The sequence below is a fragment of the Megasphaera sp. SC8-1 genome (assembly GCF_024436295.1).
In the GTDB taxonomy this organism is placed as follows: Bacteria; Bacillota; Negativicutes; order Veillonellales; family Megasphaeraceae; genus Megasphaera; species Megasphaera elsdenii.
The window spans coordinates 1-1,366 of the sequence record NZ_JANFQH010000016.1 but is presented as its reverse complement, the minus strand read 5'-3'; the positions used below and the strand labels follow the sequence as shown (position 1 = coordinate 1,366).

Here is a 1,366-nt window from a genome sequence, read left to right as displayed (position 1 = left end):
GATAAGGTAAAATATATTTCGCAAATTCAATTTCATAAAAAATAGACATAGTCTATTGCCGCTAGTACAATTAAGTTACCACACAAAATTCGTAAGGAGGCAATAGACCATGTCTGATAACATTATACAACTTAACGAGGATCTTATAAAGAATAATTTAAAGGATCTCGTACGCGACAGCGTAGAAGAAACGCTGAATGCCCTGCTCGACCACGAGGCGGACGAACTCGTCCGCGCTGGCAAGTATGAGCGGACGGGAGACCGTAAGGGCTACCGTTCCGGTCATTACGAGCGGAATTTCGGCACAACATCCGGAGAAGTCCGGCTGCGCGTGCCGAAGCTCAAGGGCATCCAGTTCGAGACGGCCATCATCGAGCGCTATAAACGCCGTGAATGCTCAGTCGAGGAAGCTCTTATTGAGATGTACCTCGCCGGCGTATCCGTGCGCCGTGTTGAAGACATCACCGAAACGCTTTGGGGCACGAAGGTCTCCTCTGGCACCATCAGCAACCTCAACCAGAAAGCATACAAGCACATCGAAGAATGGCGTCAGCGTCCCTTAACGGGCGAATACCCGTATGTTTACGTCGACGGCATCTACCTCAAGCGCTGCTGGGGTGGCGAGATTCAGAATGTCTCTGTTTTAGTCGCCATTGGCGTCAATAAAGACGGATTCCGTGAGATCCTCGGCGCAGCGGAGGGCATGAAAGAGGACAAGGAAAGCTGGCTGAACTTTTTCACCTGGCTCAAAGGCCGCGGCCTTGCAGGCGTGCGTCTCATTGTCGGCGATAAATGCCTTGGCATGCTGGAAAGCATCCCTGAAGTCTTTCCTGAAGCCAAATACCAACGCTGCACGGTCCATTTTTACCGGAACGTCTTCACAGTGACACCAAAGAATAAGATGAAGCAGGTTACCTTGATGCTCAAGGCAATTCATGCGCAGGAGAGCAAAGAAGCCGCTCAGGAAAAAGCGGTTTCCATTGCTGCTAAGCTCCGTGAGATGAAGCTCCTGTCCGCAGCCAAGAAAGTCGAGGAAAGTGTGGAAGAAACCTTGACCTACATGGATTTTCCGACCGAACATTGGAGCCGGATCCGCACGAATAACCTGACGGAACGGGTGAATCGCGAGATACGCCGCCGTACAAGGGCCATTGGTGCCTTTCCTGACGGCAACAGTGCTCTAATGCTCGTTTGTGCCAGACTTCGCCATGTAGCCGCCTCAGAATGGGGCTCCAAACGCTATATGGACATGGAGCACCTATTCAAGATGGAAATTGAGCAGCCAGCTGATGAGGAAAATCCATACATCTGATGCTGATATTTACTGGCGGATGAAATGAATTTGCGAAAGAATCTTGACACTACC

At 50.4% G+C, this 1,366-nt stretch carries 1 protein-coding gene; it reads left to right on the top strand.

Annotation, left to right across the window (positions count from 1 at the left end; all coding sequences use genetic code 11):
* Nucleotides 1–109 precede the first annotated feature (109 nt).
* Entirely contained in the window at nt 110–1,312 is a 1,203-nt protein-coding gene (locus tag NOS26_RS05645; RefSeq protein WP_072982320.1) for an IS256 family transposase, read from the top strand.
* The last annotated feature ends 54 nt before the right edge of the window (nt 1,313–1,366 follow it).

What these genes read in the sequence shown, in the direction of transcription:
- NOS26_RS05645 (WP_072982320.1), top strand. Translation starts at nt 110, where the DNA reads ATGTCTGATAACATTATACAACTTAACGAGGATCTTATAAAGAATAAT.